Consider the following 26,152-nt stretch of genomic DNA (forward strand, 5'->3'; position numbering starts at 1 on the left):
CGGCAACGGTACAAAACGCAAAAGGCCCCGGACAGCACAGCTGCCGTCCGAGGCCTTTTAAATCAAAGCGGGTAGATGGACTAGTCCACCGAGATGTTGAGGGTCTGACCGCCCTCGTCCTTCTTGGTGCCGATCACCATAGCGGCGATAAGCGCCAAAATAAAGGCGACCAGACCGGAGATGACAAGACCGATAAAGCCCGAATCGATGCCAGCGGGGTTGATAAAGCTCGGGAAGCCGAGCGGACCGGAGGCACCGAAGGCATAGAGCTTGGCACCCATAAGGCCGGCAATGGCGCCGCCGACACCGGCGGAAATGAAGGTCGCCCACATGAGACGCTTACGCGGCAGCAGGATGGCGTAAAGCGCGGGCTCGTTGACGCCGAAGATCGACGAGACGAGAGCAGGGATGTTGATGACAGCGTTTTCCTCGGAATCCTTGGTTCGAATGATCATGCCGAGCACGGCACCGGCGATGGCGCACCCACCTGCGTATACGAGAGGGTTGATGAGGTCATAGCCGTAGGTTGCGACATCGATGAACCACAGCGGAATGACGCCCCAGTGCAGACCGAACATGACGAGCAGGCTCCAGAACGTGCCGATGACAAAACCGGCGATGGCGGGCTGGAAGTTGATGAGCGCCAGGATGATTTGGGCAACGATGTTGGAGAGGACCGTCATGACCGGACCGACCACAAGCAGGCCCAGGATGCCGCAAATGAGAAGCGTCAAAATGTTGGAGAAGAACGAGCTCACAAGCGCGGGCAGTGCGCCAGAAAGGAATTTGTGCACCTTCGAGGCGATCCAGACGATGAAAATCGCAGGCAGAATCGTCGATGAATAGTTCTGCATAATCAACGGGATGCCAAAGATATCACCGTAGACATTGGACTCAAGGACCGTACCGGTGCCGAGCGTGTAAAGCGGGTCTCCACCCATAAGGGCAACGAGCGTCGGGTAGACGAGGATGCCGCCGAGGGCCATACCCATAACGGGCTTAAGTCCGAACTTCTTGGCAGCCGTCCAGCCGATGATAAGCGGGAAGTAATAGAAGACCGAATCTCCGATTGCCGAGAGCGTCACATAGGTATTGCTGTCCTTGGCGAGCCAGCCGGCAACCGTGCAGAGGGCGAGCATCGACTTGATGAAGCCACCGGCCATAAGCACGCCAAGAACCGGTTGCAGGATCTCGGAAATGATGGCGAGTAGGCGCGAGAACGGATCGCCCTTCTTGACATTGTCGCCCTCATCGATATCAAGCGCGGGCTTGGCGTCGAACCCGCCGATCTGAACGAGTTCATTGTAGACGGACTCGACGGTGGCACCGATTACGACCTGATACTGTCCACCGGCCTGGATGACGTCAACGACACCCTTCATGGCCTTGAGCTCATCGGTCTGGGCGAGCGATTCGTCCTTGAGGTGAAAGCGGAGACGCGTAATGCAGTGACTCACGTCCAGCACATTGTCTCGGCCACCGACCTTTGCGATGATTCCATCGCAAAGCTGCTGGTATTTCATGGTATTCCTCCTTTTTCTGAGCGGGGCATGGCATTGATTCCAGACCCCCGTAGTCGACGTGGGGAGCCACAGAACCCGCCTCCCCTTTAAAATCCGCGGGCGCATATACGTCCGGGATGGGAGATAACAAGGGAAATAAGAACGCCGATCACACGGCCGCGACCCTCATGGGTCCCATGCCGTGGCGGCAAAACTACAGGCGCGAATCTGGCGCGCCGAGAAGGCGCGCGGTTTGACAGAACTTATCGCATAGGCGCTCCGGTTCGCCTTGGGGAATCTGGGTACGTTCGGTCTCAAAGGAGAGGCCGTATTCACGCGCCGGAAGGAAGTACTCGTAATAGCCGTTGGTATAACCGCAGACAATCCCCTCAACCGGACATTCGCGCTTCATGCGAACGCCAAGGTCGCTGCCGAGCTCGCTCGGAAACACAAAGAGGTGCATACCACCCAAGCTGATAACGGCGCACTTGAGCGTGAGCGAAAAATCGTCATGGGCGACGGTGTGATAGAACGTCTGGGGCTCGATACGGTCGAGTTTAACCTCGCGATCGAGCTTGATTTGGGAAATCGCCTCGGCAAGACCGGTCGACACGCGCTCGACCTCGGGGATGCCACGACCTTGGCGAAAATTGCGATCGCTGCAGTCGCCAGCAGCGCCCACGACCATGGCAGGATAGTACCCGAGGCTCGGGGCGAGCTTTTTACCGGTAAGGCCGGCAAGCTCACTCGTGAGCTCCGTACAATCGGGCCCGACGCAAGCGGAATGCACCGCCCAGTTCACAAAGCCCGCAAATGGCTTGCCTTCGGTATCGAAGAACGAAACGACAATGACCTCATTGTCGGCGAGTTCGCCTGGGATGATGCGGTTGTCATAGAAACCGGTGACGACCTGCTTGCCCAGGCGGCAAATCGCGGGCTGCGCATTGGCGCGGCACTCCTCAAAGCATTGGCAAATGGTATCGAGGAGCCAGCGATAGTAGTTCTCGTCGAATTTTCCCGTCCACCAGCTGCGGTGGTAAGCGACGATTGAAGTATGGTCGTGCGTCGCCGAGAGCAGGACGCAATCACGGTCAATGCCGTAGCGCTCGGCGAGCATTGTCTTGACTTCCTCGGCCATGCTTTCCTCGAACTCGAGGACATCGGCATTAAAGAGAAACACCTCGCGTTCGCCTTGCTGGAAGAGAATGGCGTTGGCGTAGACGTCGTCATGGATGCCCGTCGCAGGCTCCAGGCGGTTGGGAAGATTGCGATAGCCAATCAGGTAGATGTCGCCCTGTGGGGTGATTTTGCGGCGCGCGTGTCCAATGTTCATGCACGTTCTCCTTCTGTGTTACGCCGCATTCAAGGCGGCAATGATGATATCGACGAGGCGCTCATGGGAGCCGGCGGCAAAACCGGAGTTCATGGCCTCATAGGTGATCTTTTCGTACGCGTCGGGGGCCGGTAGGTATTTCTGTCCGCCGTTGACGAGCGTGGCAAAGAGCACAGAGCCGGACCGGGCGACGCGCACGGTGGCGCCGAATGTACTCGAGACCTCGGGCTGCACGCCGACAAGCTCGACGTTTCCCAGCCGAAGCAGATAGACCCTCGTGTGCTGCTCACCGGCAGCATGAAACTCATACGTTCGATGCGGAGCCAAAGAGTAAAAATCGGCGCGTGTCTGAGCGGGCAGGAGGACGTCGACCGTGCGAGCATCGATGCCGGCAGCGCTATCCTCACGTGCCATGCGAGCGGCCTCAATCAAAGCATCGCCCAAGACCTGCCCCTGCTGGTGCAGCATGCGGTATCCGTCCTCATGGGCATCGACCGTCCGCTTCACGCCGGCGGCATCGAACGTGACGTTCATGGCGCGCTCCGCCGGACCTTGGTCGCCCGCGGCGCCCGGCAGCAACAGGGCAACGCCGCCCAGCTCACGCTCGAGTGACATGGCGGCAAAACCAAAGAGATCTCCGCTCGCCACGCGTCTCCCCTCGGAGTCGCGCGACCCGTCGAGCACGGAGGACTGGACGTCCGCCGCCGCAAGTACGGCAACGTACTCGCCCCCGGCATCCCTCATGGCGAGCACGGGCATCGCGTGGTCGGCAAACCCCTCGGGATTCGAGCCCAACCACCAGCCGGCCGGCGTCTCGATGTCGCGATTAACGTTCACGGGGCAGTCGCCCTCCGCCGTGGCGAGTGTGACGGAGCGAATGCCCGCAACAGCCCGCTCGACAGCCGTGCGGGCGGCGGCGATGAGCGCTGCGCGATAGCGCTCGTTGCGATCGCGGGCAGCAGCATCGGCAAGATGCCCGGGAGTGCGAACGTGAGGCATGGAAAACGTGTGGGTAGGAACCACCCAAGAGTAAGCGCCACTGCAGCCGGCGGCATCCTCGACGACCTCACGCAGATCGGCGAGCAGAGCCGGAGCAATCGATGTGACCTCAAGCGAAAGAATGCAGGAGCGTCGCCCCGCCCCCTCGATGACAAGAGCACGGGCAAAGACCTCATGGCGGAGTTCGTCGAAACCGTCAAACGGCAATACGCCCCCAAGATCGATGGCCGCACGGGCGGCCCCAGCCCTCATCTCTCCTTTGTCCATGGCAGACACCCCCTCTGATTGCCGCTCACTCGACACCGTACAGTCGCTGCGCCGTGCCGCCAAGCACAAGATCTGTGTCTGCATTGCTCAGGCTCGCGGCACGAACGCAGGCGACACCCTCGGTGAGCCACTCGCGTTTAACCGGATAGCTCGTGCCAAAAACAATATGGTCTGCACCCAACACGTTAACCGCGCAGGCGAGGAGTGTCTTGCCCCAAGGCTGGGCATGGGACATGTCGAAATAGATGTTGTTCTCGAGGCGCTTGGAAACGGTCTCGGTATCGACCTGAAAACGTCCAGAGGCATCAGGGCGCTTGGGGCCGTGAGGCAGCAGCATCTCCTTGAACGCAAAGTATGCGCCACCGAGCATGGAGTGGACCATCTTGATATTAGGATAGCGCTCGAAGAAATCACCAAAGATCTCGCGGCCGATCGCCGTAGTTTGGTCGACGCAGCGACCATAAGAGCGGCGAAGGTTGTCGTACGCGAGAAGCGACTCGTTCTCGACCGGTACGGGAACATGGTGGACGTAAACGGTGACGTTGCGCTCGTTCAGGTGTTCGAAGAAGCTCGAGAAAACCCGGTCGTCGAGATAGCGCTTGCCGTAGTGAGCGCAGAGCTGCACACCCGCAAAACCATCGTCGAGCCTGCGGTCGAGCTCCTCTAAATTTGCCTTGGTGCCAAAGGGTGGCACAGCGACAAGCGGAATCAGGCGGCCATTTGACGCCTTCGCGTCAGCGGCCATACCGTCGTTGAAGCGCCGACACATCTCGAGCGACATCCACTCGTGGCAGCCGGGGAGCTTGAGGATCGCCTTGTCGACCCCCGCCTCATCCATATCGGCCAAGCGCTTCTCGAGGGTGTAGTCGCCCTCGATGTAATTAAGGCCCGGAGAACCGGCGGGCATCTCGATCACGATCTGTCGCTTGCCGACGGAATTCACGGTCAGATAGCCTTCGGTGTCGTAGGCGCGGGGCACCTCGGCCAAAAACTGTTCGCAGAGCGTCTCGTCATGAAAGATGCGCTCGTCGAACCAGTAGGAATTTGCATCGATAATCATTGGTTGGAACCGCCTTTCATCTTGTTGAGAACATTCTAGAAAAGCGGGTACCCGGGCATCAATTCCAGCTTAAGCCTACTGTATTCCATTTTGGAATAGAACTTACCGCTCACACGCGAACCTTGCTCGCTCAAAGAGACAAAGCGTTAGCAGCACGGGCTTAGACAGAAAACGGTCGGCCCGCATCCGTTGCGGGCCGGCCGTTTTAGTACAGGCTACCTTTGTCGTTACGACTGGCGGTAATGATCGAAGAAGTCGGCGAGATCTTCGAGGGACTCTTTGAGCACTTCCATGCGCGGCAGGTACACGATACGGAAGTGGTCGGGCTCAGCCCAGTTGAAGCCGCCGCCGCGCGTGATCAGGATCTTCTTCTCGTGCAGCAGGTCAAGGGCGAACTGCTCGTCATCGGTAATGTTGAACTTCTTCACATCCATCTTGGGGAAGATGTAGAACGCCGCACGCGGCTTAACCACCGAGATGCCGTCAATCTTGTTGAGCGCCTCATACACAAAGTTGCGCTGCTCGTAGACACGGCCGCCGGGGCGGATGTAGTCGTTGACGGACTGATGGCCGCCGAGCGCCGTCTGGACGATCGACTGAGCCGGCACGTTGGAGCACAGACGCATGTTGGAGAGCATGTTGATGCCCATGATGAAGTCGCTCATGCAGCGCTGGTTGCCCGAAAGCACCATCCAGCCAATACGATAGCCCGCGATCATGTGCGACTTGGACAGACCGCTAAAGGTGACGCAGGGCAGATCGGGAGCGAGCGAGGCAATCGAGACGTGCTCGTAGCCGTCCATGCACAGGCGGTCGTAGATCTCATCAGCAAAGATCATCAGCTGATGCCTGCGTGCAACCTCGACGATGCCCTCGAGCACCTCACGTGGATAGACGGAACCCGTGGGGTTGTTGGGGTTGATGATGACGAGGGCTTTGGTCGCGCTCGTGATCTTGGACTCCATATCCTCCAGGTCGGGATACCAATCCGCCTGCTCATCGCACAGATAGTGCACGGGATGACCGCCGGCAAGGGTTGCGCACGCCGTCCAGAGCGGATAGTCGGGGCTGGGGATCAGAATCTCGTCGCCATTGTCGAGCAGCGCGTTCATCGAAAGCTGAATGAGCTCGGACACGCCGTTGCCCGTGTAGATATGCTCCATCTGAACGTTGGGCAAGCCCTTGATCTGCGAATACTGCATGATCGCCTTGCGCGCGGAGAACAGGCCACGCGAGTTGGAATAGCCTTCGCAGTCGGGCAGCTGCTGGCGCATGTCCTTGATGACCTCATCGGGCGTGCGGAAACCGAAGGGCGCCGGGTTGCCGATATTGAGCTTGAGGATGCGCTCGCCCTCGTCCTCCATACGGGCGGCCTCGTCGACGACGGGACCGCGCACGTCATACAGGACGTTATCGAGCTTGGTGGATTTAGAAAAAGTACGCATGGTGGTGCTCCTTGCAATTTGAGCTGAGGGATGGGGTTCGGGCTTGGAATCGTTGCGGGGTGATGATGCCTCGCCTTGATCGGCGTCGCCGGCAAGCAGCCAGGTAACATCGACCTCCAAAATACGGGCGAGCAGCTCAGCCACATCGCGCCGCGGAATCGTCTTGCCGCTCACATATTGGCTCATCTGACTCTTGCCGAGTTTTTTGCCGAGCATCTCCGATGCGCGGATCACGTCCGACTGGCGAACGTCGCGATCGGACATAGCCTGTCGCAGACGATCGCTAAACGTCTCTTGGGCCACTAGAACCTCCTTGCTGGCAAAGTTCAATTCATACAACACGAATTGAACCTGAGTTCAATTTAGGAAGCAGTATAACGCCGTGCTATTTCGAAAAGTTCAATTTCAAAAATAAAATGAGCAAGACCTCGAGATTTATCCCAAGGCGATAACGACGTGCACGCATTTAGAGGTATTCGAGGAAACGAGCGGCGGCAAGCGAAACATCGGCCGTTCGATATATGGCGTTGATCTGCCGATGGGGATGCCCCTCGAGCGAACGCACGGCAACATCGAACTGACAGCGACGCAAGATGAGCGCCGGAAGGATGCTCACGCCCAGGCCATCCTCGACCATAGCCATAATCGCATAGTCATCCCAAGTCGACAGTTTTGAGCGCACCGCCAGCCCCGCCCGACGGAATAGCGGCGTAATCTCATCATCGGTACCCCGTTCCAGCAGAATAAACTGCTCGTTGGCTAAATCGGCAAGAGAGACGAACTCCGCCGTGGCAAGCAACGAATCTGTCGGCACCACCGCCATCAACTCGTCGCGCGCCAAAGACCGCGACGTCATGCCATTTTCTCGGGGCTCACGCGGGATAAAGCCCAGATCGCAGCGGCCCTCTGCCACCCATTGTTCAATCTCTGAGTAATCGCCCATCAGCAACTCATAATCGACGTCCGGGTGATCGGCGCGAAAACGCGCAATCACCGGCGGCAACACGTGGGTCGCCACACTCGAAAACGTACCGATGCAGATTTTGCCGCGCATGAGCCCGCGCATCTCATCCACCCGTCGCTGCAGGCGGCCAAACTCTTCGCATAACGCCTCGACTGCCGGCATGACCTGCTGCCCATCGGCAGAAAGCACTACGCCCTCGCGGCTTCTATCGAGCACTTTAAAGCCCCAGTCGGCCTCGAGATCGGCCACCATGCGGCTCACGCCCGACTGCGAATAGCTCAGCCGCTCGGCGGCGCGCGTAAAACTGCCGGCCCGCACCGTCTCGAGCAGCACCTGCATCTTTTGAATATTCGTTTCCACGGCACCCCTCCACCTTTACATGAGTTTTTGTCATGTTATCCATGCATTATATTCGCTTTTCTTCTAAAGCCAGTTCACCCATAGTGAACATGCTCGAATATAGAGGGGATGTCAGCACATGAACAACGGATTGTTTACGTACTTAGCAGCATTGCTATTGTTTGGCTCCAACGGCATCATCGCCGCTGCCATCGCGCTGCCGAGCTCCGATATCGTACTGTTGCGCACGTTTTTGGGCGCTCTCACCCTTGCCGCCGTCCTCTTCATAACCAAGCGCCATAACCTGCAGGCTCCGTCTCGCCCCCGCGAGGCCGCAGCGCTCATCGTCTCGGGCGCCGCGCTGGGCGCCAGCTGGATTTTCCTGTTCCGCGCCTATCAGACGATCGGCGTTGGTATCTCCTCGCTGTTGTATTACTGTGGCCCCATCATCGTTATGGCCCTCTCCCCGCTCATTTTTGGCGAAAAGCTGACCGGCAGCAAAATCGCCGGCTTTATCGCCGTCGCCTGCGGTGCTTTTCTCATTGCAGCGCAAGGTCTAGGCGGCAATATGCCCATTGCGGGCATCGTCTGTGGAATCGCCTCGGCCTTCTGCTATGCATTGATGGTCATCGCCAGCAAGGGTGCGCCTCACATCGAGGGCCTCGAGAACTCCGCACTCCAAGTGAGCGCCGCCTTTGTGACCGCACTGGCCCTCACGCTCATCACGCAGGGCGCTCCCTCGTTCCTGTCCGCCGGCGTCGCCGCCAGTATTGATTGGCGCGCCGTCGCTATGCTCGGCGTCGTCAACACCGGCATTGGTTGCCTGCTCTACTTTAGCGCCGTCGCCAAGCTGCCCGTCCAGACCGTCGCCGTCGTCGGCTACCTCGAGCCGCTTTCGGCGGTCGTGTTCTCGGCCGCCCTTTTGGGTGAAGCCATAACACCGGTCCGCCTGATGGGCGCCGCGCTTATCATCGGCGGCGCGATTTTTTGCGAACTCGCCGGCAAACGCGCAAACGCCAAGGCTGGCATCGCCCAGATAGCACGTGCTTAAAAGCCCCTGCTTTGAAATGCTACCTGCGTAGATAAATAATCCCCAGCTGAGGATTATTGTCTAAAATAACCCGATGTGCCAAACTGCTCTTGTATGTATAAAGACGGCATAAAGTTTTTTGTCCTAGACAGATAACCGGATGTCTAAGGGAGTCCTCGTGGCACACAACAAACTGGAGGCAAACCTCCAAGATCAGCATGTGCAGGGCGGGCATGGCGCCATCCCCCTCTCCGCCGGCATGCTGCTCGTAACGCTCGGCGTCGTCTATGGCGACATCGGCACGAGTCCCATGTACACCATGAAATCGATCGTCGCCAACAACGGCGGCATCGGCACCGTCAGCGAGGACATGATTCTGGGCGCACTTTCGCTCGTCATCTGGACCATGACGCTCGTGACCACGGTCAAATACGTGGTAATCGCCATGAAGGCCGATAACCACAACGAAGGCGGCATCTTCGCCCTGTTCAGTCTCGTGCGCAAGGTGGCACCATGGCTGATTCTGCCCGCCATGATCGGCGGCGCGGCGCTGCTCGCCGACGGCATCCTCACCCCCGCCGTCACGGTCACCACAGCCATCGAGGGTCTACGCACCATCGAATGGGGCCATGCGCTGCTGGGCGACGGCCAGACCAACGTCATCATCATCACCATCATCATTATCTGCGGCCTATTTGCCATGCAGCGCGCCGGCACCTCGTCAATCGGCAAGCTCTTCGGCCCGCTCATGACGCTGTGGTTCCTGTTCCTGGCAGGCGCCGGTCTGTTCAACATGCTCGGCAACCTGTCCATCTTGCGCGCGCTCAACCCCATCCGCGGCATTATGTTCCTGTTCTCGCCCATCAACCATTCGGGCATTATGGTGCTCGGCTTTGTCTTCCTATCGACAACCGGTGCCGAGGCACTCTACTCGGACATGGGCCACGTGGGCAAGGCAAACATCTATGCATCCTGGCCATTTGTTAAGGCGGCCCTTATCCTCAACTATCTGGGTCAGGGAGCTTGGCTACTCGCCAATAACTCCAACCCCCAGATGCTCGCGATGGACATCGTCAACCCGTTCTACATGATGCTTCCCGAGCCCCTGCGCCCCTTTGCCATCGTGCTATCGGCCGTAGCGGCCATCATCGCCTCGCAGGCGCTTATCACCGGCTCGTTCTCGCTGGTATCCGAGGCCACGCGTCTCAACCTTATGCCGCATCTGCGCATCCACTACCCCAGCGACACCAAGGGTCAACTCTATATTCCGCTCGTCAACAACATCATGTGGGTCGGCTGTATCTTCATCGTGCTGCTGTTCCAAAACTCCGAGCGCATGGAGAGCGCCTACGGCCTCGCCATCACCGTGACTATGCTCATGACCACGACGCTTTTGACGAGCTATATCGCCGGCATCCTCAAGCACAAGCTGGGCGCCTGCGTCTTTGCCCTGCTTTTTGGCGCCATCGAGCTCTGCTTCTTTGCCTCGTGCCTCACCATGTTCTTTGACGGCGGCTATGTGATGATCTTCCTGGCCTCGCTGCTGTTTGGCCTTATGTACGTGTGGCGCCGCGGCACCGCCATCGAGCGCACGCAGACGATCCTACTGCCCGTCTCCAAGTACATCGATCAGCTCAACCGCCTGCGCAACGACGAGACCTACCCCGTGCTCGCCGACAATCTGGTGTTCCTCACCAACAGCCCCGACCCGCTCACGCTCGACCGCGACGTGCTCTATTCCATCCTGGACAAGCACCCCAAGCGCGCCAAGGCATATTGGTTCATCAACGTGAACGTTACCGACGAGCCCTATACGCACGAGTATTCCGTCGAGACCTTTGGCACGGACTTTTTGTTCCGCGTGCGCCTGGACCTGGGCTTTAAGGTCAACCAGCGCATCAACGCCTATCTGCGTCAGATCGTTGGCGACTTGATGACATCGGGTGAGCTGCCACCGCAGCATCACACCTACTCCATCTACGAGACACGCGGCAACGTGGGCGACTTCCGTTTTTGCATGCTGCGCAAGATGCTTGCCCCCGAAACGGACATCAACCGCAACGACCACCGCGTGATGGCCATCAAGTACGCCGTCCGCCGCGCCTGCGGAAGCCCGGCACGCTGGTACGGTCTTGAGAACTCGGCGATCATCATCGAGTACGTGCCTCTCTTTGCCCGCATGCGTCCGGCGGTTAAACTCGTACGCACCCATGTGCCGCTCGAGGTCCAGATCGAAGAAGCCGAGGAAATGGAAGTCGATATCTTCTCGGACGACCTGGTCAACGGCAACGAGGCCGGTAGGGACATGAACGTCGATCCCACCGAATTGCTCGAGAGCGTCGCCGATACGCCCGAACAGCAACTGCTCGACGGCCTCGAGAGCGCCCAGCTCAACGACGCCAACTTCTAGCGACGTCGCACATCAACGACAGCGCCCCTGCACCTCACAGGAGATGCAGGGGCGCTTTGCATTTCAGTAAAGCCCTCGGCTACGAACGACGCGGCTCGGGAACCACAAGCCTATCGGGGCTCGCGCCCTCGGCATCCATCAGGCTCACGTAGCGAATCGACGGATCCTCATACATCGCGTAGTAATAATTGCCTGTGCGCGCGCTAAAGCATCCGGTATAGATAGTCTTCTCGAACTTGCCATCGCCCATCCTGGACGCCCCCTCAATCATCACCACGCCCTCGAGTGAACGGAACATGCGGACGACGTTTTCGGTCTCGCTGTCTTTTTGCGGGTAATTGGCGTTGAGGTACGCTGCCTTTACAAAACGGCTCGGCGAATAGCAGTCGCCGGGAATGCCGCGCATGCCGGCACCGGCTCCATAGGGCTTAAGCTCGGCGCCACGCCACGTCGCCGTCTGCGGAAAATCGCTTGTGGCGGTGATATAAGTGCGTAGGTTTTCCATATGCCACGGGAAGGTGGGCTGATTGGCAAGGGTGTCGACCGGATCGTCGTATACATGCAGGCCGTCAGCCATCATCTCGACCACGATGCTACGCTGGCTGTCGCCGATAATCCAATGGAGCAGCGACACGCCCAGCCCCTCTCCGGCAGATTTGGCGACAATCACCGTGTCGCGCAGCGCGGCCTCGACCTCATCGACCGTCGAGAACGTCGCTGCCACCCACAGGGGAAACTCATAGGCCGCGATATTGGTCTTGCCGTCGACAGGGTCCTCGGCATACTCGGCATAACCCGGGAAATTGAGACCCGCCACGGCGAGGCCCGCATCGTTGCCGCAGTCGAAGAACATAGGGTAGTTCTTGTAATCGATGCACATACCGATCACCGCGTGTGCCGCTGTCGTGTCGTCGATAAACGAATACGGAATGTGAAACCCGCGCGGCATCACGCGAACCTGTTGGCCGTAGTCAAAGCTCCAGTCGAGGTTGCGGCCCAGATACATGTTGCCGGAATTATCGGTAAATCGAATGCTCGTACACATAGCGCCTCCTAGCTTTACGTTCTTGCTAAGTTCATTGTCACCAAACAAAAAGGCGCTAAACACAAAAGCCCGGACATGACAACAATGTCACGCCCGGACCAAAAACGACGAAGTGCGGTGCTGTGGTCGCCTTAGACAAGCTTGCCAAGACAGTGATCGATCATATGCTGGATCATCTGCGCCTCGAAGCCCACAAAGTCCTGCTTGCGCTCGCGCATCTTGCCGTCGACGATCTGGTCAAAGGCAACCTTGCACTTGATGTAGCGCGTGGACTTGGTGATCTCGTCGTGCGTCAGGCAGCTCTCCTCCATCTTGCTGGCGCCCAGGCCAAACACCAGACGAGGGTTGTAGAGCACGTGGGGCTCGCCGGCATCGTCCAAGTAGACGCAAACCTTCTTGGTAACGCCAATCTGGTTAGCGGCAAGGCAGCCGGCATCGTCGAGCGACTTGATGGTATCGATCAGGTCCTGAGCAACCGACCCGTCCTCGACGGTCGCAACCTCGCAACGCTGGGACAGGATAGCCTCGTCGTGGCAGAGCTCTTTAATCATACGTTCCTCCATAGGGGTCGTTGTAACCGCTTAAGTATACGGTACCTACACATTTTCATGCGAATAATACCGTCCGTCTGCTACAAAGCGCCGAACTTCAACACGCGAGGAACATCAACCTTTCAAAGGCGATATAGTAGGTGAGTTCGTGTCAATCGGCCTAAACTCGGGGCCGAACAAGGAAAGGGTATGCATGGACGAACTATTTCACGTCAGTGAGCGCAAGTCCACAATCGGGACCGAACTTCGCGCTGGACTGACAACATTCCTGGCGATGGCCTACATCATCGCCGTCAACCCCGCAGTGCTCTCGGGCGCTGGCATCGATGCGGGAGCGCTCGCCTGCGCCACCTGCCTGGGCGCCGGCATCATGACCATCTGCATGGGCATCTTCGCCAACCGCCCGCTCGCCTGCGCGTCGGGTCTGGGCATCAACGCCATGATCGCGGGCATCGCCACCACCATGTGCGGCGGCGACTGGCACGTGGCCATGAGCGTTATCTTCCTCGAGGGTATCGTCATCTTGCTGCTCGTCCTGTGCGGCCTGCGCGAGGCCATCATGGACGCCATCCCCGTGGTCCTGCGCCACGCCATCTCGGTGGGTCTGGGCCTGTTTATCGCCATGATCGGCCTGTGCGACGCCGGCATCATCACCGCTGGCGCCGGTACGCTCGTCGGCCTGGGCGACATCGCCTCCCCCACCTTTATCGTCGGCATCATCTCCATCGTCGTGACGGTTGCCCTGGCTTCCCGCAACGTGCCGGGCTCGCTGCTCATCGGCATCATCGTCGCCGTTATCGCCGGAATCCCGCTGGGCGTCACCCATGCGCCCGAGGGCCTCATCGCACCGCTCGACTTCTCGACCTTCGGCGCCCCGTTTGCCAGCACTGCCGACGGCAACCTTGCCATCGTGAAGGTCCTGACCGACCCGATGCTGCTCGTCGTTGCCTTCTCGCTGCTCATGAGCGACTTCTTCGACACCATGGGCACCGCGATGGCCGTCGCCAAGCAGGGCGAGTTCTTGACCGAGGACGGCAATGTCGAGGACATCCGTCCCATCCTGGTCGTCGACTCCGTGGCCGCTGCTGCCGGTGGCTTTATGGGCGTCTCCTCCATCACTACCTTCGTCGAGTCCACCTCTGGCGCTGCCGACGGTGGTCGCACGGGCCTCACCTCCGTCACCACCGGCGTGCTGTTCATTCTCGCCGCGTTCTTCTCCCCCATCGTCACCATCGTTTCCAGTGCCGCCACCTGCGGTGCTCTGGTCTACGTCGGCTACCTCATGATGAGCGAGGCCTCCGAGATCGACTGGTCCGACGTGTCGCAGGGCTTCCCGGCGTTCATGATCGTCGCCGGCGTGCCCTTCACCTACTCCATCTCTGCCGGCATTGGCCTGGGCTTTATCGCCTACGTGATCGTCGCGCTCTTTAAGGGCGAGGCCTCCAAGATCAAGCCGCTCATGTGGATCGCAGCCCTTGCCTTCCTCGTCTACTTCTTTGTAGCGTAACGGCAAAGCTGCCAAAGCAGAACACCAAAGCGCGGAGTCGCATCGAGCGGCTCCGCGCTTTTCTTTTAAAGCCAGGCACCGCACGGACGCGCGATGTATTGCCTCCCAAGTTTTGGACATTTTGCCCTCCAAACGGCACTACCGCCGGCTACATCCTGCAGATATGCTGGGCGTAATCGCATAGGCCCTATGAGGATGGGAGTAACCATGGCCGCCTTGTTCACGACCCCCAAGCGCAATGATAAAACCTCAGGAGCCCATTTTGTCGAGCCCGACGTGCACCGTCGCACGCTGCTCGCGCACGGCAGCTGGCGCCGCGTGACGCGCCGCATCGTCTGCGGCCTGGCCTGCGCGCTCACGGTAAGTTCGCTGCTCATGCCGAGCGTCTCGCTCGCGGCGGAGTGGATGGACGTCGGCGGCACCCAGTACAACGCCGGCACCGCGGCGGGCGACGCCGCCGGCACCTGGAGCTGGGACGGCGCCGACGATATGAAGCTCAACGGCTATGACGGCGGTGCGATCCAGGCTGCGGGCAAGCTCAACATTGCCTACGAGGGAAAGAACACCGTGAAAACCGAGCCCGATTACACCGGAGCCGCCATCAAGGCGCAGGATGGCACTAGCCAGAAAGCAGAGTTGAACATAACGAGCTCGAATAGCACGGATGAGCTCAATGTGACAGCTGAGGCCGATGCAATTAAATCCACAGGCGACCTCTCCATTTCTGGCCCAGGCACTGTGAACACCACAAGCACTACTTCCGACGGAATTGAGGCAAAGGGCGATCTCTCTATCACGGGCTCGGGCACCGTGAATGCAACGGGCGGTACCGAAGGCATCCAATCCAAGGGCAAGACCACCATCGATTCCTCTGGCACAGTGATCGCTAAAGGAAGCGAAGGTTACGGCATCGCCGCGGGCAGTGACCGATCATCAAAGGCGGTGGCAAGGTAGAAGCAAGCTCGATAGAAGAAGCGGCGATTTGGGCTGACGGCAACATCGACATCTCGGGCGGCAGCCAGGTCGAGGCAAGCTCCCAGGGAGATCTTGCCGTCGACGCTGAGGGTAGTCTCGCGGTCACGAACGCCTCCCTTGACGCAAGCGGTGTTGAATATGGTGTCTATGCCTACAAGGGCGTTACGCTCGATCACGCGACCGTGACGGTCCGCACAAGCGCGAGCGGCGGCCAGGCCATCGCCCTCATCACTGACGGGGACGACATCGTCATCAAGAATGGTTCCATCGTGGACGCGTTCGCAGAAGGCAAATTCTCGGTTGCAATCTCTACCAGAAACCACCAGCCAAACGTCGCTGGCGGCCACATCTACATCAGCGACTCCGTTGTTAAGGCTATAGCCCGCTATGTCGAGACCGGTGGCGATGGCCCCGATCACTACAGCAACGACCAAAGCGGCGAGGTCATCCCTGAGCCTAGGGGTCTGAACATCGGTATCTTCGCCCAGACCTACGAGGGCATCACGCCCGCGAGTATCTCGATCGTCCGCAGCAAGCTCACGGCCGAGGGAGACACGGCGGCAATCTTCGCTCTTGCCATAAGCGAGGATGACAAGGCGATCGGCACCATCGAGATCGAAGGCGCTCCCATCCAGACGCCCGCAGGCGGCAAGATCATTAACTATCGCTACGAAGAAGAGTGCGGCCCCAGCATCTCCTACGAGGCAGGTCAAACCATCGGCACGGGCGACGCCACGATCGACTCCCCCTATGACGCCGCTGTCGCCAAGAGCACGGCCATCGTGCCTCCCGAGGAGATCAAACCCGAGGAGAAGCCCGGCGAGACCAAGCCGGGTTCCAAGTCCGAGGGCACGAAGACGACCAAGACCGTTGCGGCTGCAACCGCGGGAGCCAAAACCACCGGCATCCTCGCCGCAACCGGCGACACCTCGAGCGCGGCCATCATAGCGACCGCCCTTGTAGGAACGGCCGCTATCGTCACAGGCGCCCTGGCGAGTCGCAAACGCTCGTAAACACTTTTTCGCACAGGACGGGTGGGTCGCAGCCCTTGCCTTCCCCGTCTACTTCTTCGTAGCGTAAGGGCAAGGCTGCAAAAGCTGAACAATAAAGCGCGGAGTCGCCATGCGGCCCCGCGCTTTTCTTTTAACGTCGGTCCCTGCGCCGGCGTGCGGCCTATTTCTCCCCCATTTTGGCCATTTTGCCCTCCAAACGGCACTACCGCCGGCAACATCCAGCAGATACGCTGAACCTAGCCGTATAGGCCCTATGAGAACGGGAGCAACCATGGCAGCCTTGTTCACGACCCCCAAACGCAATGACGCTACCGCCGGAACCCATGTTGCCGAACCCGACGTTCGCCGTCGCATAGGACTCGCGCACGGCAGCTGGCGCCGCGTGACGCGCCGCATCGTCGCGGGCGCCGTGTGCGCGCTCACGGTGAGCTCGCTGCTCATGCCGAGCGTCTCGCTCGCAGCGGAATGGGTCAAGGTCGGCGGCAACAAGTACAACACCGCGGCGAGCGACGAGGCCGGTACCTGGTCGTGGGACGGCGCCGACGACTTGAAGCTCAACAACTATAACGGCGGCGAGATCCAGGCCGCAGGCAAGCTCAACGTGAATTACTCGGGAACCAACATCGTCACTGCCGAATGGATCGAAAGCATCAACGTTTCTCATGGCACTAACGAGAATGCCGAGCTCAATATCCAAGGCGACGCGGGCAGCACGCTCAGCGTGACATCTACTGAGGACGCTATCCTCTCCACGGGTAATATCAACATCGACGGAGCCGGATCCGTCAACGCCACGAGCACTGGGTTTGATGCCATCAATGCCGGGGGTGATCTCGCTATCAAAGGTTCGGGCAACGTCAACGCCACGGGTGCATCGGATGGCATCAGGGCAAACGGCAATATCACGATTGACGACAGCGGAGCCGTCACCGCCAGGGCTACCGAGGACAAGGGTATTGGAACCGACAAGGACCTCACCATCAAGGGTGGCGGGACGGTCGAGGCAAGCTCCGAGAAAGACGCTGCCGTCGAGGCCAAGGGCAGCCTCGCAGCCACAAACGCCTCCCTCAACGTAAACGGTGTTGAATATGGCGTCTATGCCCACAAGGGCATCACCCTCGATCATGCAAACGTGACGGTCCGTGCAGGTAAAGGCAGATACGGTGGCGCCATCGCCCTCTTCACCTACCAGGACGACATCGTCGTCAAGAACGGCTCCACCGTGGACGCGTTTGCGGAAGGTGAGGTTTCGGCTGCATTCTCCACCAGAAACGATCGACCCAACGAGGAGGGTGGCCACATCTACATCAGCGACTCCGTTGTCAAGGCCATAGCCCGCTATGTCGAGAACGGCGACGGCCCCATCCCCTACAGCGAAAACCAAGATGGTGAGACGAGCCCCGAGCCCCAAGGCGAGAACATCGGCATCATCGCCCAGACCAGCGAGGGCGTCACACCCGCAGCCATCTCGATCATCCGCAGCAAGGTAACGGCCGAAGGAGATACAGCGGCAATCTTTGCCCGTGCCATGAGCGCTGACGGCAAGACAATCGGCACCATCAAGATTGAGAACGCCGCCATCCAGACGCCCGAAGGCGGCAAGGTCATTGACTATCGCAAGCTCCGTAACGGCATCTACGAGGCAGGCCAAGCCATCGGCACGGGCGACGCTGTGATCGACTCCCCCTATAACGAAGCTGTCGCCAAGAGCATGGTCATCGCACCTCCCGAGGTAGCCAAGCCGGAAGACCCCAAGCCCGACGAGACCAAGCCCGCGGAGTCCAAGCAGGACCCCAAGCCCGAGGGCGCAAAGACGACCAAGACCGTTGCGGTTGCAACCACGAAGGCCAAGGCCACCGGCGTGCTCGCGGCAACCGGCGACACCTCGGGTGCGGCCATCGTGGCAACCGTCCTTGCGGGAACAGCCGCTATCGCCGCAGGCACCATGGCGAGCCGCAAACGCTCGTAGACGCCTCTGCGCACATGGCAGCTCCCGCGAAGGCCCCGAGTCCCAGGACCGTTTAACAACGCCACCGCCGAGCTCCCCTCCGGCGGTGGCGTTTTCCATATGCGTCCGCAGGGTATGCACGAGATTGTCTTTTGTCTAGCCCAACCTGCATGAGCCGGCGTGCGACAATGGGGGCCGTCGATATCACAACGCCGAGAGAAGCCCGTCATGGAAGCGCATCAAAAGCAGATAACCGTTCATGCACAGCATGCCGAAAGCGCACCAGTCATCTATCTTCCCGTGGTCATGGGCGACGGCGCGGAGGTTTATGAACGCTGCCGAGAGCTCAACTGCCCGCCCTTCACGCTTGTCGGCATTGGCAGCCTCAACTGGAATCGCGAGCTGAGCCCCTGGGGATGCGACGGAACCGTGCGCGATGCCGAGCCCTTTGGCGGTCAGGCTTCCGGATTTCTCGATGAGCTGTTGAACTGGATAATCCCAGAGGCCGAGTCGTCGCTTCCTCAGCCGCCCACCTGGCGCGGCATTGCCGGCTACTCGCTCGCGGGCCTCTTCGCGCTCTGGTCCCTCTGGCAAACCGACGCCTTTAGCCGCGCCGCAAGCGCATCGGGGTCGTTGTGGTTTCCCGACTTTGTCGATCGCGCCAGCACGGCCCCTTTTGCCGGCAACCCGCAGGCCGTCTATCTGTCACTCGGCAAAAAGGAGACCAAGACACCCAACCGCATGATGCGGCATGTACTCGACGACACACGCGCGATGGAAGCGTTGCTCGTCGCGCGCGGCATTCCAACAACGCTGGAGCTCAACCCCGGCAATCACTTTGCCCAAACCGATCTGCGCATGGCACGTGGCATCCACTGGATATTGACGCATTAAAAATGACGCCCGCGCGTACGCATGGGCGCCATTTTTTGATTCAGCTGGACGCAGTTGTTACTCAGCAGCCTCCTCAAGCTCGGAGACATCAAACTCAAAGTCGTTACCCGGTAGGATGGCATTGAGCACAATGCCCACCAGCGAACCCACGGCAAGACCCGAAAGCGAAATGGTCACGCCGCCCAGCTCCAACACGATAGCACCGGCAGTGCTGTAAGCAATGCCGAGTGAAAGCACCAGCACCAGAGCGGCCACCAGCACGTTGCGGTTGTTCTGGAAATCGACCTGGTTCTCGATGAGGTTACGCACACCTACCGCACTGATCATGCCATAGAGCACGAGTGACACGCCGCCGATCACACACGCCGGCATGGCCGCAATGACAGCCGCGAACTTGGGGCAGAACGAGAGCACAATGGCGCAACACGCGGCAATGCGAATCACGCGCGGGTCAAACACACGCGTCAGGGCAAGCACACCGGTGTTCTCGCCATAGGTGGTGTTAGCCGGAGCGCCAAAGAGCGATGCGAGAATGGTCGCCAGGCCATCGCCAAGCAGGGTGCGATGCAGGCCGGGATCGGCAATGTAGTTGCGCTCGCAAGTCGAGCCGATAGCGGAGATATCACCAATATGCTCGATCATAGTCGCAAAGGCCAGCGGCATAATGGTGATGATGGCCGTCGTGGCAAGACCGCTATCGAACTGCGGGCCAAAGAGCGCAAACACGGTGTTGTCCCACACGATGGGAAGACCGACCCACGGCGCGGCGGCAACGCCCGAGAAATCAACCTCGCCGAGCGCGGCGGCAACGGCATAGCTCACCACAACACCCAGCAGAATCGGCACGATATTGACCATGCCGCGGCCCCAGATGTTGCAGATGACGATCACAGCCACAGCGACAACGGCAACAAGCCAATTGGTCTGGCAGTTAGCGATGGCAGAGCTTGCCAAGATTAGGCCGATCGAAATGACGATGGGGCCGGTCACCACCGGCGGAAAGAAGCGCATGACGCGCTTGGCGCCAAACGCGCGGAACAGGGCCGCCAGCACCGGATAGAGCAGGCCGGCACAAGCTACGCCCAGGCAAGCGTAGGGCAAAAGCTCGGCCTCGCCGTTGGGCGCGATTGCGGCATAACCGACAATAAAGGCAAACGACGAGCCCAAGAAGGCCGGCACCTTACCGCGCGACAGGAAGTGGAACAGCAGCGTGCCCAAGCCGGCAAACAAAAGCGTTGCCGACACCGAGAGACCGGTGAGCACGGGCACCAACACCGTGGCGCCAAACATGGCAAATAGATGCTGCAGACCGAGTAGGAACATGCGCGGGCGGCCGAGCGATGACGCATCGTAGATGGCATCGGCGACGGCGGGCGTCGAAGACTGGGACATGGATGTCCTTTCGAATGGAAGGGCGATCGGGCATATTGGATAACCTGCCCGAACGATACGATCCGAACCATTGTACGCGATACGCAGTGCCTCGCACGCGCCGCCACCTGCAAACGCTAGCGCTATTTCCAAACGCGTTCGGCGATGCGCCTGACCAGCGCGATCTTCGCCCACTGCTCGTCCTCGGTCAGCTTGTTGCCAATCTCGCAGCTGGCAAAGCCACACTGCGGAGACAGATACAGGTTCTCGAGCGGAACATACTTTGCAGCCTCGTGAATACGCTCAACGATGGCATCCTCATCCTCAAGCTCAGCGGCCTTGGTGGTCACTAGGCCCAACACGACCTTCTTGCCGGGGGCAACATACTTCAGCGGCTCAAAGCCACCGGCGCGCGGTGTATCGAACTCAAGGTAGAACGCATCGACGTTCTCGTGTGCGAACAGATACGGCGCGATGGGGTCGTAGCCGCCCTCGAAGGCATAGGTAGAGTGGTAATTACCACGGCACACATGCGTGTTGATGACCAGGTCGTCGGGCTTGCCCGCGATGGCGGCGTTGTTGAGCGCCACGCCCAGCTCGGACACCTTTTGCAGGTCGACCGGGCTCATACCAGTCTTTGCCACAAAGTCGGTATCGCAATAGATCCCCCAGGTGCAGTCATCAAATTGGATGTTGCGACAGCCCGCGGCATACAGGTCGGCGATCACCGTGCGGTATGCCGCCGCGATGGCGTCGACGAGCTCTTCGTCGGTCTTGTAGACAGCGTGCAGACTCTCCTGCTGGCCATCACAGCGGTCGAGCGTGACTTCGGAGAACGTCTGGATCGGCGCCGGAATGGTCTGGCGCGCAACCTGGCCCTCGCCCTCAAGCACCTTGACAAACTTAAAGTGCTCGACGAAGGGGTGGTTCTCGCCGCTGATGGGGCCGGTCACCACGGCGGTGTCAGCCGTGGTCTCCTCGTCGTGGAACATATAGCCCGTACGCGAGGTGCGGCGTTCAATGCCGTTGAGCCCCCACATAAAGTCGAGGTGCCAGTAACTGCGACGAAACTCGCCATCGGTAATCACCTGCAGGCCAGCGGCCTTTTGCTTTGCCACCAAATCGCGAATGGCATCGTCCTCGACGGCCTTAAGCCCCTCGGCATCAAGCGTGCCTGCCGCATAGGCAGCGCGGGCGTCCTTTACGGCCTGCGGACGAAGAAAGCTGCCGACGATATCGGCGCGAAACGGCGCGTTCGGTTGAATCGAAGTGCTCATGGATATCTCCCTTTGCATTGGTTGCTTTACTGGGACAGAGTATGAGCGCTCATATGGCCATCGTAAAATATATGTTTATAACAGTTTGATATAGATGCTTCCTATATCAGCTAGGACTGCCATAAAGAGATTTGATCCGTGCAGAACGCAGCAGCTTAGATGTGCTGACGAATCGCGTCAATATAGGCCCGACCGTAGCGCGTGAGCGTCGTGTTCTTGCGCGTGATGATGCCAATCTCCATGTACTCGTCCACATCGAGCGGAATGGAGATAATACCCGGCCCGTTGAGCTCGTGGCTGATCACGCCCGAACACACCGTGTAGCCGTTGAGGCCCATGGCCAGGTTGAACAACGTCGCACGGTCACGTACGCGGATATTCTTGCGACGCTCAAAGGTCGAGGTCAGTTCCTCGGAATAGTAAAACGAGTTATAGCTGCCCTGCTCGTAGGACAGGAACGGGTAGTCTTCCAAGTCCTCGAGCGTCACGCTCGAGCGGCCCGCCAGCGGATGGTCTGCGCACACGAAGACATGCGGCGTGGCGCAGAAGAGTCCCTCGAATACGAGCTCGTTGGCGGCAAGCATGCGCTCGATAACCTCGCGGTTATGCTCGGATAAGTATAGGATGCCCAGTTCGCTTTTCATATGCGCGACATCCTCGATAATCTCGTGAGTCTGCTCCTCGCGCAGGGTAAAGTCGTAACGCGTGGCATCGAACTCGCGGATCACGTCGACAAACGCGTTAACGGCAAAGGAATAATGCTGGCAGCTCACACTAAAGTGCGGCACCTGCTCGGATGCGCCCTTGTACTTGCCCTCGAGCAGGTCGGCCTGGTCGAGCACCTGGCGCGCATAGCCCAAGAAGGTCTCGCCTTCCTCGGACACAACGACGCCCTTGTTAGTGCGCTCAAAGATATGCACACCCATCTCGTTTTCGAGATCGCGAATCGATGCGGTAATCGAAGGCTGCGACACAAAGAGCCGGCGCGAGGCCTCGGTAATGCTGCCGCATTCGGCAACTTTGACGACATATCTGAGCTGCTGGAGCTTCATGGCTGTCTCCTTAGCTGTTCGTGAGATTCGCGTCGGCAGTACCCGGCAGGCGCATAAACGACGGCATCTCCCCCGTCGCGGCGCAGGCGGCAATCTGATGCAGAGCCCCGGCAACCGCATCATCTGCCGCAGCGCCGATATGCCAGCGCGCGGCAGCCGTGACGGCCTCGTTGGCATTGGCGACTGCAACGGAGTTGGGAACGGCATCGATCATGGGCAGATCGTTATCGGAATCACCAAATACGGCCACCTCATCGGGCGTCAGGCCCAAAGCGCGCGCCAGCTCCAGCGCAGCGCAGCCCTTGTCCCAACCGGCCGGGAGAATATCGAATAGGCGCACGCGGTTGTTGGGAAACACAAGCGAGAGCTCCGGCACCTCGGCGGCAATGCGGTCGCGCAGCTCAGCGAGCTCTTCGCGCGAGCGGGCGCTCCAGATATTCGCCTTGTATACCGGGGCATCATCGACAACAGGACGGCACGGAGCCTCTTCGCCTTTGAGCCATGCGTTGCCGCCCGACTCCATGGCGCGACGCACGCGCTCGGGGTCGCTCGTCACGCAATAGGCATCGTTATCCCAAAAGTCGTCACCCAGGCTGTAGACCTTTAGATAGGTATCGTCGGTCTCTTGCTCGAGGTAATCGGCCAGACGCATCAGGGCATCGTTGTCGGTCGCGCGCGAGGCGGCCGCCTGACCGTCGACAAACATGACCTGGCCGTTGCAGAACGCACCGGTCGAAAAGCACTCGGAACGATTTTTGAACATCCAGCCCATCGCGGACGGCTGGCGACCCGAAACCGGGCCAAAGTGCAGACCCGCCGCCTGCATGGCATGAATGCCCTCGATGGCGTAGTCGCTGGCGCCGTCATGCCCGGCTGGAATCAGCGTATCGTCCATATCGGTCAGCACAAGTTTAATCATAGAGTCCCCATTCGTTTCAACCCCATCAATTGTACCGATGCGTTAGTATAGGGAGCAACAGATTCGATGCGGGAGTGCCGGCGGTGCAAACCACAAGGCTGAGAGGGCATGGGGCCCAATCCTTTGAACCTGTCAGTTAATGCTGGCGTAGGGAGCATGCCGCCTTTTGAGGGGCGCTGTCTATGCACAGCGCCCCTTTTCTATGCCAAGGAGGCATGTGCAGTGATTGATTCGGAACAGCTTAAGCAAGACGTGGTCAAGGCAGTGGAGAAGATTCGCGCCACCAATCCGATGGCGGGCTCCATCACCAACACGGTGACGATCGACTTTGTCGCCAACGCGCAGCTCGCCGTGGGCGGATCGGCCGCCATGGTCTATCTGCCCGACGAGGGCGAGGCGCTCGTTGCCGGCGGCGGCGCCATCTATCTGAACATGGGCACACTCTTCCCCATCTACGAGCAGACGATTCCCCGCGCGGCCAAGGCGGCACACGACGCCGGCAAGCCCTGGGTGCTCGATCCGGTGGGCCTGGGCATCGGCAGCCTGCGCACCCAACTGGTAAACGAACTCAAGCAGTACAAACCCGCCATCGTGCGCGGCAATGCCTCCGAGATTATCGCGCTCGCCGGCCTGTGGGGCCTTGAGGGCGAAGCGGCCGATCTGAGTCGCGTGCGCGGTGTCGATACCACCGACACGGTAGACGCCGCCCGCGGCGCCGCCGTGGCGCTCGCCCGCTACACCGGCGGCGCCGTTGTGGTCTCGGGCGAAGTCGACCTGATTACCGACGGCACGACCGTGGCCAAGTCCCACGGCGGCAGCCCGCTCATGTCCAAAATCACCGGCTGCGGTTGCTCGCAGGGCGGCGTGCTGGCCGTGTATGCCTGCGCCGCCGACCCGTTTACGGCGGCCATCTGCGGCACCGCCGCCTACAACGTTGCCGGCACGCGTGCCGCCGCCGTTGCCGATGCCCCGGCAAGCTTTAAGGTCGCCTTTATCGACGAGCTCTACCGCGCAACCGCCCAAGACATCGCCGATAACCGACTCGAGCTCGAGGAGGCATAAGCCATGTCCGAACCCGCAACCAACGCCGGCATGAACACGCTCGTCGCCGTGGCCATCGCCCCGTGCGGCACCGGCGATGAGCTGTCCGCCAAGGTCGCCGAGGTCGTGCGCGTCATTCGCGAGAGCGGCCTTCCCAACCGCACCACCTCGATGTTCACCGAGATCGAGGGCGACTGGGACGAGGTCATGCAGGTCGTGCGCGACGCGACCTTTGTGTTGGCGAGCAAGGGCATCCGCACCGAAGTCGTGCTCAAAGCCGATATTCGACCCGGATTTACCGACACCATGACCGGCAAACTCGAGCGCATGGAAGCACAGATCAAGAAACAGGAGGAAGCACGATGAGCATCCGCGACAACCTTGATATCTCGGCCTATCTGGTACTCGGTCCCGAAAACACGCTCGGGCGCCCCGTGGGCGATGTAGTGGCCCAGGCACTCGACGCCGGCTTTACCTGCATCCAGGTGCGCTCCAAGGTGGCAAGTGCCCGCGAGATCATCGCGCTGACCGACGACGCCGCGCAGGCTATCGCTCAGGCCGGCAAGACCGGTCAGGTCGCCTTGCTGATCGACGACCGCTTTGACTGCGTGCTCGCCGCGCGCGAGCAGGGCATCGCTGTCGACGGCGTGCACGTGGGTCAGAGCGACATCCCCGTCGAGGTCTGTCGCAAGCTGCTGGGCCCCGATGCCATCGTGGGTCTTTCGGCCCGTTGCGAGGAGATGCTCGAGTACGTCAAGACCGCCGACATGAGCCTGGTCGACTACCTGGGCATCGGCCCGCTCCACGAGACCGAGACCAAGCGCGACTGCGGACGCGCGGCCGACGGCTCCATCATCACCAAGAGCTTTGAGGACCTGGCCGCACTCCACGCGGCAAGCCCCGTGCCCATCGTGGTGGGCGGCGGCGTCAAGACGGCCGACCTGCCGCAGCTCAAGGCCACCGGCGTCGACGGCTTCTTTGTGGTGAGCGCCGTCTGCAGCGCCGATGACCCCTACGTCGCGGCCAAGGAGCTCGTCGACACCTGGCAGCAGGCATAGACATAGGCCGAGCAGCTACTCCGCAGCCTCATATCTTCAGCAATGGAAAGCGCATCCCAGTTTGGACGTCCATTCCGGGATGCGCTTTCCGTATAGAGGGCCAGTGGGAAACTGCATCCCATTCCAGACGCAAATTCTGGGACGCCGTTTCC

At 60.0% G+C, this 26,152-nt stretch carries 22 protein-coding genes and 1 riboswitch; of the genes, 10 read left to right on the top strand and 12 right to left on the bottom strand.

Features of this window, described 5'->3' with window-relative positions:
* Positions 1 to 80: 80 nt before the first annotated feature.
* The 6 genes from DW821_RS03370 to DW821_RS03395 form a co-directional block, all read right to left on the bottom strand.
* Positions 81 to 1,523, bottom strand: a complete 1,443-nt coding sequence (locus tag DW821_RS03370) for a PTS transporter subunit EIIC (RefSeq protein WP_117736463.1) — start codon at positions 1,521 to 1,523, stop codon at positions 81 to 83.
* A gap of 193 nt (positions 1,524 to 1,716) precedes the next feature.
* Positions 1,717 to 2,835, bottom strand: coding sequence for a neutral/alkaline non-lysosomal ceramidase N-terminal domain-containing protein (locus tag DW821_RS03375; RefSeq protein ID WP_117647440.1), 1,119 nt, complete (start codon positions 2,833 to 2,835; stop codon positions 1,717 to 1,719).
* Between the two features lie 18 nt (positions 2,836 to 2,853).
* Positions 2,854 to 4,101 (bottom strand): hypothetical protein, encoded by a 1,248-nt coding sequence (locus DW821_RS03380; RefSeq protein ID WP_128620467.1) that lies wholly within the window; start codon positions 4,099 to 4,101, stop codon positions 2,854 to 2,856.
* Positions 4,102 to 4,126: 25 nt separating this feature from the next.
* Entirely contained in the window at positions 4,127 to 5,161 is a 1,035-nt protein-coding gene (locus DW821_RS03385; RefSeq protein ID WP_118065569.1) for an amidohydrolase family protein, read from the bottom strand.
* Positions 5,162 to 5,388: 227 nt separating this feature from the next.
* Complete coding sequence (locus DW821_RS03390) at positions 5,389 to 6,870, bottom strand: aminotransferase class I/II-fold pyridoxal phosphate-dependent enzyme (protein ID WP_117757320.1); 1,482 nt, start codon at positions 6,868 to 6,870, stop codon at positions 5,389 to 5,391.
* 202 nt (positions 6,871 to 7,072) lie between these two features.
* Positions 7,073 to 7,930, bottom strand: a complete 858-nt coding sequence (locus DW821_RS03395; RefSeq protein WP_118065571.1) for a LysR family transcriptional regulator — start codon at positions 7,928 to 7,930, stop codon at positions 7,073 to 7,075.
* Between the two features lie 118 nt (positions 7,931 to 8,048).
* On the opposite strand from DW821_RS03395, the gene DW821_RS03400 reads away from it, so the two are divergent.
* Both DW821_RS03400 and DW821_RS03405 read left to right on the top strand, forming a co-directional pair.
* Positions 8,049 to 8,960 (top strand): DMT family transporter, encoded by a 912-nt coding sequence (locus DW821_RS03400; RefSeq protein ID WP_118065573.1) that lies wholly within the window; start codon positions 8,049 to 8,051, stop codon positions 8,958 to 8,960.
* 139 nt (positions 8,961 to 9,099) lie between these two features.
* Positions 9,100 to 11,349 carry a KUP/HAK/KT family potassium transporter gene (locus DW821_RS03405; RefSeq protein ID WP_118065575.1) on the top strand — a complete coding sequence of 750 codons (2,250 nt, stop codon included), beginning with the start codon at positions 9,100 to 9,102 and terminating at the stop codon, positions 11,347 to 11,349.
* 79 nt (positions 11,350 to 11,428) lie between these two features.
* Here DW821_RS03405 and bsh read toward each other — a convergent pair whose 3' ends face one another.
* Both bsh and DW821_RS03415 read right to left on the bottom strand, forming a co-directional pair.
* Positions 11,429 to 12,394, bottom strand: a complete 966-nt coding sequence (gene bsh, locus DW821_RS03410; RefSeq protein WP_117640612.1) for a choloylglycine hydrolase — start codon at positions 12,392 to 12,394, stop codon at positions 11,429 to 11,431.
* A 131-nt stretch (positions 12,395 to 12,525) separates the two neighbouring features.
* Complete coding sequence (locus tag DW821_RS03415; protein WP_118065577.1) at positions 12,526 to 12,945, bottom strand: peptide deformylase; 420 nt, start codon at positions 12,943 to 12,945, stop codon at positions 12,526 to 12,528.
* Positions 12,946 to 13,138: 193 nt separating this feature from the next.
* Between DW821_RS03415 and DW821_RS03420 the strand changes: the two genes are divergently transcribed.
* The 5 genes from DW821_RS03420 (at position 13,139) to DW821_RS03440 (ending at position 19,282) form a co-directional block, all read left to right on the top strand.
* Positions 13,139 to 14,452, top strand: a complete 1,314-nt coding sequence (locus tag DW821_RS03420) for an NCS2 family permease (RefSeq protein WP_117803754.1) — start codon at positions 13,139 to 13,141, stop codon at positions 14,450 to 14,452.
* 207 nt (positions 14,453 to 14,659) lie between these two features.
* Positions 14,660 to 15,406, top strand: coding sequence for a carbohydrate-binding domain-containing protein (locus DW821_RS03425; protein WP_158567532.1), 747 nt, complete (start codon positions 14,660 to 14,662; stop codon positions 15,404 to 15,406).
* Positions 15,407 to 15,609: 203 nt separating this feature from the next.
* Positions 15,610 to 16,440, top strand: coding sequence for a hypothetical protein (locus DW821_RS03430; protein WP_118065581.1), 831 nt, complete (start codon positions 15,610 to 15,612; stop codon positions 16,438 to 16,440).
* A 271-nt stretch (positions 16,441 to 16,711) separates the two neighbouring features.
* Positions 16,712 to 18,409: a hypothetical protein gene (locus DW821_RS03435; RefSeq protein WP_118065583.1), complete on the top strand. Its 1,698-nt coding sequence runs from the start codon at positions 16,712 to 16,714 to the stop codon at positions 18,407 to 18,409.
* 207 nt (positions 18,410 to 18,616) lie between these two features.
* Complete coding sequence (locus tag DW821_RS03440; RefSeq protein ID WP_118065585.1) at positions 18,617 to 19,282, top strand: alpha/beta hydrolase; 666 nt, start codon at positions 18,617 to 18,619, stop codon at positions 19,280 to 19,282.
* 57 nt (positions 19,283 to 19,339) lie between these two features.
* Here the strand turns inward: DW821_RS03440 and DW821_RS03445 are convergent, their stop codons facing one another.
* From DW821_RS03445 to DW821_RS03460, 4 genes are all read right to left on the bottom strand, one after another.
* Positions 19,340 to 20,674 carry a uracil-xanthine permease family protein gene (locus tag DW821_RS03445; RefSeq protein ID WP_118065587.1) on the bottom strand — a complete coding sequence of 445 codons (1,335 nt, stop codon included), beginning with the start codon at positions 20,672 to 20,674 and terminating at the stop codon, positions 19,340 to 19,342.
* Between the two features lie 122 nt (positions 20,675 to 20,796).
* Positions 20,797 to 21,930, bottom strand: a complete 1,134-nt coding sequence (locus tag DW821_RS03450; protein ID WP_233552985.1) for a 5-methyltetrahydropteroyltriglutamate--homocysteine S-methyltransferase — start codon at positions 21,928 to 21,930, stop codon at positions 20,797 to 20,799.
* A gap of 155 nt (positions 21,931 to 22,085) precedes the next feature.
* Positions 22,086 to 22,982 (bottom strand): LysR family transcriptional regulator, encoded by an 897-nt coding sequence (locus DW821_RS03455; RefSeq protein WP_118065591.1) that lies wholly within the window; start codon positions 22,980 to 22,982, stop codon positions 22,086 to 22,088.
* 10 nt (positions 22,983 to 22,992) lie between these two features.
* Positions 22,993 to 23,901, bottom strand: coding sequence for an HAD-IIB family hydrolase (locus DW821_RS03460; RefSeq protein ID WP_118065593.1), 909 nt, complete (start codon positions 23,899 to 23,901; stop codon positions 22,993 to 22,995).
* Positions 23,902 to 23,961: 60 nt separating this feature from the next.
* Positions 23,962 to 24,072, top strand: a riboswitch (TPP riboswitch).
* A gap of 51 nt (positions 24,073 to 24,123) precedes the next feature.
* Between DW821_RS03460 and thiM the strand changes: the two genes are divergently transcribed.
* Genes thiM through DW821_RS03475 form a run of 3 tightly spaced genes read left to right on the top strand, consistent with a single transcriptional unit; the run spans position 24,124 to position 26,000 of the window.
* Positions 24,124 to 24,963: a hydroxyethylthiazole kinase gene (gene thiM / locus DW821_RS03465; RefSeq protein ID WP_118065595.1), complete on the top strand. Its 840-nt coding sequence runs from the start codon at positions 24,124 to 24,126 to the stop codon at positions 24,961 to 24,963.
* 3 nt (positions 24,964 to 24,966) lie between these two features.
* Entirely contained in the window at positions 24,967 to 25,308 is a 342-nt protein-coding gene (locus tag DW821_RS03470) for a thiamine-binding protein (RefSeq protein ID WP_233552986.1), read from the top strand.
* Complete coding sequence (locus DW821_RS03475; RefSeq protein WP_118065597.1) at positions 25,305 to 26,000, top strand: thiamine phosphate synthase; 696 nt, start codon at positions 25,305 to 25,307, stop codon at positions 25,998 to 26,000. Before DW821_RS03470 ends, DW821_RS03475 begins: the two co-directional genes overlap by 4 nt.
* Positions 26,001 to 26,152 lie beyond the last annotated feature (152 nt).

This window comes from Collinsella sp. AM33-4BH (assembly GCF_003469205.1).
Classification (GTDB): Bacteria; Actinomycetota; Coriobacteriia; order Coriobacteriales; family Coriobacteriaceae; genus Collinsella.

Excerpts from the sequence above, each read along its gene's own strand:
- DW821_RS03370 (WP_117736463.1), bottom strand. The coding sequence starts at position 1,523 with ATGAAATACCAGCAGCTTTGCGATGGAATCATCGCAAAGGTCGGTGGC.
- DW821_RS03375 (WP_117647440.1), bottom strand. The coding sequence starts at position 2,835 with ATGAACATTGGACACGCGCGCCGCAAAATCACCCCACAGGGCGACATC.
- DW821_RS03380 (WP_128620467.1), bottom strand. The coding sequence starts at position 4,101 with ATGGACAAAGGAGAGATGAGGGCTGGGGCCGCCCGTGCGGCCATCGAT.
- DW821_RS03385 (WP_118065569.1), bottom strand. The coding sequence starts at position 5,161 with ATGATTATCGATGCAAATTCCTACTGGTTCGACGAGCGCATCTTTCAT.
- DW821_RS03390 (WP_117757320.1), bottom strand. The coding sequence starts at position 6,870 with ATGTCCGATCGCGACGTTCGCCAGTCGGACGTGATCCGCGCATCGGAG.
- DW821_RS03400 (WP_118065573.1), top strand. The coding sequence starts at position 8,049 with ATGAACAACGGATTGTTTACGTACTTAGCAGCATTGCTATTGTTTGGC.
- DW821_RS03405 (WP_118065575.1), top strand. The coding sequence starts at position 9,100 with ATGTCTAAGGGAGTCCTCGTGGCACACAACAAACTGGAGGCAAACCTC.
- bsh (WP_117640612.1), bottom strand. The coding sequence starts at position 12,394 with ATGTGTACGAGCATTCGATTTACCGATAATTCCGGCAACATGTATCTG.
- DW821_RS03415 (WP_118065577.1), bottom strand. The coding sequence starts at position 12,945 with ATGATTAAAGAGCTCTGCCACGACGAGGCTATCCTGTCCCAGCGTTGC.
- DW821_RS03420 (WP_117803754.1), top strand. The coding sequence starts at position 13,139 with ATGGACGAACTATTTCACGTCAGTGAGCGCAAGTCCACAATCGGGACC.
- DW821_RS03425 (WP_158567532.1), top strand. The coding sequence starts at position 14,660 with ATGGCCGCCTTGTTCACGACCCCCAAGCGCAATGATAAAACCTCAGGA.
- DW821_RS03435 (WP_118065583.1), top strand. The coding sequence starts at position 16,712 with ATGGCAGCCTTGTTCACGACCCCCAAACGCAATGACGCTACCGCCGGA.
- DW821_RS03440 (WP_118065585.1), top strand. The coding sequence starts at position 18,617 with ATGGAAGCGCATCAAAAGCAGATAACCGTTCATGCACAGCATGCCGAA.
- DW821_RS03445 (WP_118065587.1), bottom strand. The coding sequence starts at position 20,674 with ATGTCCCAGTCTTCGACGCCCGCCGTCGCCGATGCCATCTACGATGCG.
- DW821_RS03450 (WP_233552985.1), bottom strand. The coding sequence starts at position 21,930 with ATGAGCACTTCGATTCAACCGAACGCGCCGTTTCGCGCCGATATCGTC.
- DW821_RS03455 (WP_118065591.1), bottom strand. The coding sequence starts at position 22,982 with ATGAAGCTCCAGCAGCTCAGATATGTCGTCAAAGTTGCCGAATGCGGC.
- DW821_RS03460 (WP_118065593.1), bottom strand. The coding sequence starts at position 23,901 with ATGATTAAACTTGTGCTGACCGATATGGACGATACGCTGATTCCAGCC.
- DW821_RS03470 (WP_233552986.1), top strand. The coding sequence starts at position 24,967 with ATGTCCGAACCCGCAACCAACGCCGGCATGAACACGCTCGTCGCCGTG.
- DW821_RS03475 (WP_118065597.1), top strand. The coding sequence starts at position 25,305 with ATGAGCATCCGCGACAACCTTGATATCTCGGCCTATCTGGTACTCGGT.